Source organism: Streptomyces sp. NPDC101490 (assembly GCF_044767145.1).
Lineage (GTDB): Bacteria > Actinomycetota > Actinomycetes > Streptomycetales > Streptomycetaceae > Streptomyces.
In genome coordinates, this window is sequence record NZ_JBIWNI010000038.1 from 25,009 (window position 1) to 32,633 (window position 7,625).

The 7,625-nt window shown below is 71.8% G+C and carries 9 protein-coding genes; 1 reads left to right on the forward strand and 8 read right to left on the reverse strand.

Going from position 1 to position 7,625, the window contains the following annotated elements; translation table 11 throughout:
- Positions 1-45 precede the first annotated feature (45 nt).
- Entirely contained in the window at positions 46-411 is a 366-nt protein-coding gene (locus ACIRQY_RS34280; protein WP_351795285.1) for a PRC-barrel domain-containing protein, read from the forward strand.
- Positions 412-571: 160 nt separating this feature from the next.
- Here ACIRQY_RS34280 and ACIRQY_RS34285 read toward each other — a convergent pair whose 3' ends face one another.
- From ACIRQY_RS34285 to ACIRQY_RS34320, 8 genes are all read right to left on the reverse strand, one after another.
- Entirely contained in the window at positions 572-1,993 is a 1,422-nt protein-coding gene (locus ACIRQY_RS34285) for a DNA polymerase IV (protein WP_403932378.1), read from the reverse strand.
- Between the two features lie 161 nt (positions 1,994-2,154).
- A complete protein-coding gene (locus ACIRQY_RS34290; protein WP_351795279.1) occupies positions 2,155-2,778 on the reverse strand; it encodes a MerR family transcriptional regulator in 624 nt (207 codons plus the stop codon).
- Between the two features lie 192 nt (positions 2,779-2,970).
- Entirely contained in the window at positions 2,971-3,444 is a 474-nt protein-coding gene (locus tag ACIRQY_RS34295; RefSeq protein WP_017238433.1) for a bifunctional nuclease family protein, read from the reverse strand.
- A gap of 65 nt (positions 3,445-3,509) precedes the next feature.
- Positions 3,510-4,253, reverse strand: coding sequence for a MerR family transcriptional regulator (locus ACIRQY_RS34300; protein WP_403932381.1), 744 nt, complete (start codon positions 4,251-4,253; stop codon positions 3,510-3,512).
- A gap of 29 nt (positions 4,254-4,282) precedes the next feature.
- Positions 4,283-5,224, reverse strand: coding sequence for an FHA domain-containing protein (locus tag ACIRQY_RS34305; RefSeq protein WP_351795362.1), 942 nt, complete (start codon positions 5,222-5,224; stop codon positions 4,283-4,285).
- Between the two features lie 81 nt (positions 5,225-5,305).
- On the reverse strand, positions 5,306-6,214 hold the full coding sequence (locus ACIRQY_RS34310) for a DUF881 domain-containing protein (RefSeq protein ID WP_403932384.1): 909 nt from the start codon (positions 6,212-6,214) through the stop codon (positions 5,306-5,308).
- A 5-nt stretch (positions 6,215-6,219) separates the two neighbouring features.
- Entirely contained in the window at positions 6,220-6,552 is a 333-nt protein-coding gene (locus ACIRQY_RS34315; protein ID WP_351795270.1) for a small basic family protein, read from the reverse strand.
- Entirely contained in the window at positions 6,549-7,478 is a 930-nt protein-coding gene (locus ACIRQY_RS34320) for a DUF881 domain-containing protein (protein ID WP_403932387.1), read from the reverse strand. Before ACIRQY_RS34320 ends, ACIRQY_RS34315 begins: the two co-directional genes overlap by 4 nt.
- Positions 7,479-7,625 lie beyond the last annotated feature (147 nt).

The following is a 7,625-nucleotide window of genomic DNA, read 5'->3' on the forward strand; positions in this document are numbered from 1 at the left end:
CACTTTCGTAGGGGTGTAGAGGAGTTGCGACCAGTTGGAGGGACCGTGCAGACCGATATCGATCCGCGCAGCCTGATCGGCCGCAAGGCGTTCGACCGGAACGGACACAAGATCGGAACCGTGGACGAGGTGTACCTGGACGACGCGACCGGAGTGCCGGAATGGGCCGCGGTCCGCACCGGCCTGTTCAGCCGGGACGCCTTCGTCCCGCTGGAGCCGAGCGAGCTGACCGGGGAGGGCCTCCGCATCCCCTACGAGCGCGCCCTCATCAAGGACGCCCCGGACTTCGGGGTGGGCCGCCACCTCTCCCCCGCGCAGGAGCTCCAGCTCTACCGCCACTACAGCATGACGCTCCCTCCGCCGCCCCCGGACGCCGACTTCGGCCGCCTCGCGGGCCAGGACGGCCCGTGACACCCCGCTGAGTCGGTACGAGTGACCCGGGAGCGCCCGGACCACCGGTACGAGCGCTCCCGCCCCACCCGGCTCATCCCGCCGGCCCTCCCGTGGGGCTCACCCGCCCCACAAGACCTCCAAGGCCCCCAAGCCGCTCAAGCTCCTCAAGCCGAACCCCTCACTCAGGTCCCCGTCCCACCAACGGCAGCGGCTCCCCCGGCACCAGGTCCGGATCGTCCACGGCGAACGTACGGACCCGACCGGGCGCCGAACCCGGCTCCTCGAACCGCACCGTGACCCGACCGACCCCGCTCCCCTGGACCCACCCGGGCCCGTACACCGTGTGCCGTACGTCGTGACCGGGCGCCCAGTGCCGCTCCACGCTCCCGGCCGCCTCCTCGACGGCGTCCCCACCGGCAGCCCCCGCTCCGGCGCCCGAAGCACCCGGCCCGTCCTCCTCGCCTCCTCCGACGCCCCCGTCCTTCTCCGGCTCCCCCGGCACCGCCCCGGTCTCCGCCTCCGCCCGCGCCTCGGCCTGGGCGAACAGGTCCTCCTGGGTGAAGTCCGCGAGCCCGCTGACCCCGACCCCGAGGAGCCGTACGCCCCCGGTCGTGTCCACCGCGTCGAGGAGCCGTCCGACCGCCTCGCGCACCACCCCGGGGTCGTCGGTGGGCCCCCGGAGCGTCTCGGACCGGGTCAGGGTGGAGAAGTCGTACCGCCGGACCTTGAGGACGATGGTCCGCCCCGAGTGGCCCGAGGCCCGCAGCCGTCCCACGCACCGCTCCGCGAGCCGCTCCGCCTCCACCCGGATGCGGACCCGGTCGTGCAGGTCGACGTCGAAGGTGTCCTCCACGGACACCGACTTGGCGTCCCGCTCGGCCACCACGGCCCGGTCGTCGTACCCCCGGGCCATCCGGTGCAGCGAGGTCCCGTGCGCCCGCCCGAGGAGCCGTACGAGCTCGTCCTCGCCCGCCTCCACGAGATCGGCCACGGTGGTCATCCCGGCCCTTCTGAGGTGCTCCCCGGTCGCCGGTCCGACTCCGGGCAGGATCCGCACCGCACGAGGCCCGAGCAGCTCCCGCTCGGTACCGGGCTCGATCAGCACCAGCCCGTCGGGCTTGGCCTCCTCCGAGGCGATCTTCGCGATCATCTTGGACCCGGCGAGCCCCACGGACCCGGCCAGCCCGGTCGTCGCCAGGATGTCGGTCCGCAGCTTCTCCCCGGCCGCCCGCGCGCTCGCGCTGTCGTCGGCGACGCCCCCCGCCTCCAGGTCGACGAAGGCCTCGTCCAGGCTGAGCGGCTCGACGAGCGGCGAGAGCCGTCCGAGCAGTTCCATGACCTGTTCGCTGATCGACCGGTAGAAGGCGAAGCGCGGCACGAGATAGGCGGCGTTCGGCGCGAGCCGCCGGGCCTGGCCCATCGGCATCGCCGAGTGGACGCCGAAGCGGCGGGCCTCGTAGGAGGCGGTCGCGACCACGCCCCTGGGCCCGAGCCCGCCCACGACCACCGGTTTTCCGCGCAGGCTGGGCTTCGCCGCCTGCTCGGCGGCGGCGAAGAACGCATCCATGTCGAGATGCAGGATCGTCGGCGCGGCTCTCACCCGTCCGATGCTGCCCTACGCCACTGACAACGCGGCTCCGGCGCGGCGTCACCCGCCGGAGTGCCGGGCTCAGGGCCGAGGCCGGGCCCCCTCGCCAGGGGGAGGCCTCACCGGGCCCGCTACGGGCCCTCAGCGGGCCGTCAGGCCCCCTCGGCGGGGGCTCAGACCGCCCGGTCCCGTCTGCGCCGCGCCAGCTCGTCCCCCGGGTTGTGCCCGACGAGGGTCTCCCCCGTGTCGACCCGCTCCCCGTGCAGCTGCGAGAGGGCGGCATCGACGTCCTGCCACACCACACCGACGGCGATGCCGAAGACGCCCTGCCCGCCCTGGAGCAGGGAGACCACCTCGTCCGGCGAGGAGCACTCGTACACCGTGGCGCCGTCGCTCATGAGCGTCATCCGCTCCAGGTCCCGGAAGCCCCGCGCGCGCAGGTGCTGCACCGTGGCCCGGATGTTCTGGAGGGCGACCCCGGTGTCGAGGAAACGCTTGACGATCTTCAGTACGACGACGTCACGGAAGCTGTAGAGCCGCTGGGTCCCCGAACCGTACGCGGGCCGCACGCTCGGCTCCACGAGCCCGGTGCGCGCCCAGTAGTCCAGCTGCCGGTAGGTGATCCCGGCCGCTGCGCAGGCCGTCGGCCCGCGGTAGCCGACCGCCTCGCCCGTCTGGCCCTGCCCCGTGTCGGTCTCCGCACCGAAGTCGCCCGCACTGCCGTGAAGCGGATACGGACCGCTCCCCCCGGACACGCGTCCGGGCGAGCTCCCTGCCGTACCGTCCGCGCTGCTCATCACGCCGACCCTCCGTCCTTGACCTGCCCACACGAAGGTAGGCAGTCACTCGGGGTGCGTCAACGATCGCCACACTCGGCACGCCGAGTGATAATCACCCTGAGAGTGGTTTCCCGTGTCTCTCTTCGGGGAAAGGCTACTCGAATGTCCTGTCCGCGCCCCGCGAACGGCCCGTGCCGACGGCGCCGTGCCTCACTGACTGTTGGTCCCGAAATCCTCCGGTGAGATCTGGTCGAGGAACTCGCGGAACTTCTCCACCTCGTCCTCCTGCTCGTCCGGGATCGCGATGCCGGCGTCGTCCAGGACACCGTCGCTGCCGAAGATCGGCGTGCCGGTCCTCAGGGCGAGGGCTATCGCGTCGGAGGGGCGGGCGCTCACCTCGACCCCGCTGGCGAAGACCAGCTCCGCGTAGAAGACACCGTCGCGCAGGTCGGTGATGCGCACTTCGGTGAGTTCCTGTCCCACGGCCTCCAGCACGTCCTTGAAAAGGTCGTGCGTCAGCGGCCGCGGTGGCGCCATCCCCTGCTGGGCGAAGGCGATCGCGGTCGCCTCCCCCGGTCCGATCCAGATGGGGAGGTACCGATCGCCTCCCACTTCACGCAGGAGCACGATCGGCTGGTTGGAGGGCATTTCCACCCGGACACCCACAACGTCGAGCTCGTTCACACAGCAACCCTAGGACGTGCCCGCCCGGTTTGGATAGTCGGGCCCCCGCTCCGCCCACCCCGGGCTCACTGGAGCCGCACGCCCAGGGCGGTCTGGACGAGAGCCGCGTGCAGCCGTACCGACTGCGCGGCGAGCTCCCGGGCGGTGGCCTCCGCATGGGCTCTGGTCTGCGGGTTGCGGTGCCGGCGCAGTGGCGCGACGACCTGCTCGATCAGTCCGGCCTCGCGGTCGGCGGCCGCCTTCACGGACCGCAGGTGCCGGGGTTCGAGACCGAAACGCCCCAGATCCGCGACGAGCCGGGCGACCGTGACGGTCTCGGCGTCGTACCCGCCGCCCGCCATCTCGCAGACCAGGCCGTACGACTCCCACTCGACAAGTTCCGTCTCGGTCGCCTCGGCGGCGGCCAGCAGCTCCGCCCGGCCCAGCCGGCCGACGGTGGGCGGCTCCGTCCCGGGCTCCCAGGCCCCCTCCACGAGGTCCTTCCGGCGTCCGGGTGCGGGAAGCTCGACCTGCTCGCCCCGGGCGAGGGCGTCGAGGTGCTCACGGATGACCTTCAGCGGAAGGTAGTGGTCCCGCTGAATCCGCAGGATCAGAGCGAGCCGCTCCACGTCCTGCGGGCTGAACTTCCGGTACCCGGAGGCCGTCCTGCGGGGCTCCACGAGCCCCTCGGCCTCCAGAAACCTGATCTTGGAGATGGTCACTTCGGGAAACTCGTCGCGCAGCTGGTTCAGCACCGTGCCGATGCTGACCAGCCGGTCGCCCGCGGAGGCGGCGCCGGACCCGGCACCGCCCGTCGGTGTTCGCAGCATGGACCTTCCCTGAAGGCTTCTCCGAGGCGTTACACGCCCCGCCGGTTCGAGTAGAAGACCAGCCGGTACTTGCCGATCTGCACCTCGTCACCGTTGGACAGGACGGCCGAGTCGATCGGCTCACGGTTGACGTACGTACCGTTGAGGCTGCCGACGTCGGAGACGGTGAAACCGCCGTCATGACCCCGCCGGAACTCGACGTGCCGCCGGGAGACCGTGAAGTCGTCCAGGAAGATGTCGCTCTGCGGGTGACGGCCCGCCGTGGTCAGCTCGCCGTCGAGCAGGAACCGGCTGCCGGAGTTGGGGCCCCTGCGCACCACGAGAAGGGCGGAACCGGAAGGCAGCGCCTCCACGGCGGCCAGCGCCTCCGGGGAGAGCGAGGGCAGCTTCGTCTGGCCGGTGATCTCCGCCTCGTAGGCCTCGAGACCCGAGATCGAGATCGTCGACGTCGTCTCCGAAGCGCGCTCGGCGACCGCCCCGCCCCGCAGCGGCGTACCGCACTGCGAGCAGAAGCGGCTGTCGGCCGTGTTGCGGTGACCGCACCTCGTGCACACCGGCATGGACGCATCCTCCTGCCGCGGCTGACCCGCCGAGGTCTGTGTCGCGTACGGATCCGGGGTGAACCCTCCACCCGCACCTGAGGTCGATGGTTCTCCGAAACCTATGCGGGCGGCCCCGGCCTGGTCAACGGAAGACGCGCCCGGATTGCCCGGAACATCACCGCCCTGACCGCCGATCTGATCGCGGAAGAGCGGACGCTCGCCGCCCTGCTCCTCGCTCTGGGCATGGCGCGACGCGCGGTGCCTGGCGCTGCCGCCGTCCTCACGCGCGCTCTTGCCGAACAACTTCGCAAACAACTTCACGGGCGATTCCCCTTGACCGAAACAGACCCGCCCGTGGGGCAGGACGAACCGAGATCCATCACACCTGCCGACCCGGACACCTTCACAACGTCCGTATCCTCCGGACAGTTTCCACCACGCACCACCGTTGTGGTGCGCCGACCCCCCGCAACTCCGTGCGCTTGTCGCGGGGCCCCCGTTGTCCCCCTCTCACGGCGAGGACGACTGAGCGTAGTCAGGCCGCTTCGCGGGTCGCAAGGCATCGACGACGATCTTCGCCGACCGCTCCACCGTGGCCGTGGCCTGCTCCTTCTCCAGGGTCTGCACGACACCGCCGGGAATGTTGAGCGCGGGCTCGAGATCCTCCGGCTTGCCGATGACCTTGAAGACGTACGGAGCGGTCACCTTCGTTCCATCGATCCGCATGTCATCACCGCTACCGGTGAAATAACTGTCCGCGACGACCCGGACACCATCCACCTGGATCGCCTCCGCGCCCGCGGCACGCAGCTCCTGGATCGCGTCGAGCAGCATGTCCGACTCCACGACGCCACTGGGATCACCGACCGTCAGCATGATCCCGGGCCCCTCCGCGGCCACCGTACCGGCCAGGATGCCCAGCTGCCGCTCCTTCTCCTGGGTCTGCTTCCGCGCCTCCTCCGCCTGGTCCGAACTGGACTCCAGCTCGGAACGCTGCTTCTCCAGCCGCGCCTTCTCGTCCTCGAGACGCTGGGTGCGGTCGTCGAGTTCATCGAGGATACGGACCAGGTCCTCCTGGCGCGCCCCCCGCAACGCGCTGTTCTCGCTCGTCGAGGACACCTGGATGGCGAGCCCCAGACCGAGACCGAACAGCAGCAGCGCGACGATGAGCTGAGCCCGCGTCACCCGCGGCGGCCACAGCGCGGAGGCCAGCCTCCGCCGTCCGCTCGGCTCCTCCGCCGGCGGCACGGCCACCCGGACGTCATGGTCGGCGGTCCCGCCGTAGACGGACTCGCGGACCTCCTCCGGCTCCCCCGGCCCGGCGCCGTCCCCGGGTTTCCCCGGTCCTCGCGGCCCGCCCGTACCCTCGCGCCCCCCGGGGCCCTCGGGCTCCCGCGGGTTCTGGAATCCGTCGCTCATCGGCCTCACGCCCGGAAGACATGGCGCCGGATGGCAGCCGCGTTGGAGAAGATCCGGATGCCGAGCACGACCACCACACCGGTCGACAGCTGCGAGCCGACGCCCAGCTTGTCGCCGAGGAAGACGATCAGCGCGGCCACGACCACGTTGGACAGGAACGAGACCACGAAGACCTTGTCGACGAAGATGCCGTCGAGCATGGCCCGCAGACCGCCGAAGACCGCGTCGAGGGCGGCGACCACGGCGATCGGAAGATAGGGCTCGACCACCGCCGGAACCTCGGGACGGACCAACAGTCCGACCACGACTCCGACGATCAGGCCAAGTACGGCGATCACGATGTGCCCTTCCCTGTGTCGGCCGTGGCCCGGCCGGACGGCGTGGCCGCCCCGGTCCTCCTCGGCTCTGCGGTACGTACGGTCAGGCTCGGCGCGGCCGGCAGGCGTACGTCGCCCTCGGCCGAGATGCTGCTCCTGATCCCGAAGTTCTCCACCAGCGCGTGCAGGTACTGACCGTCCGCGCTGTCCTGGAACGTGGTGCTCAGCTTCCGCCCGTCGCCCACGGCGAGGACGGTGTACGGCGGCACCAGCGGCTTGTTGTCCACGAGCACCGCGTCACCGGCGGCCCTGATCGCGGACAGCGAGGTCAGCCGCTGCCCGTTGATCGCGACCGCCTCGGCGCCCGACTCCCACAGCCCGTTGACGATCCGCTGCATGTCCCGGTCGCGCACCCGGCCCGTGTCGGTGAAGCCACTGCTCGCGCGCGGCCCTCCACCACCGGAGTCGGTGCCCTTGGCGTCGTCGACGACGAGCTTCACCCCGGGACCGTGCACCGGCGTCGCACCCGACAGCAGGGCCACCAGACCTCCCTGGTCACCGCCGTGCTGCTGCAACGCCTGCCGCTGCCGCTCCCCGACCTCGGCCCGGATCCGCTCGACGTCCTGCTCAAGCCCGTCGGCCGCGCTCGTCTCCCCCTCGATCCGGTCGATCAGGTCCTGTCGTTCCTTCGCGACGACCGGCGCGGAGATCCGCGCCTCGGCCGCACCCACGGTCACCACGGCGGCGGCCAGCACCAGACCGGCGGCGACACCGAGCTTCGCCCGCAGCCCACGGGGCAGCCCACCGCCCTCGGCCGCCCGCCGGGCGGTCGCCTCGGCGTACCCGTCGTCCAGCGCGTGGTCGATCACGTTGTTCAGCAGCGACATCGACGCGTCCGGACGCGACGGCGGTGATCCGGTGCTCCGAACGGGGGGCTGCTGCGACATGCCGCACATCGTCGCACGTCGTACGGCCTACCGCCGAATGGCCCCACCCCCGTGGGGGGGGGGGGGGGGGGGGGGCCCCCCCCCCCCCCCCCCCCCCCCCCCCCCCCCCCCCCCCCCCGCCCCCCCCCCCCCCCCCCCCCCCCCCCC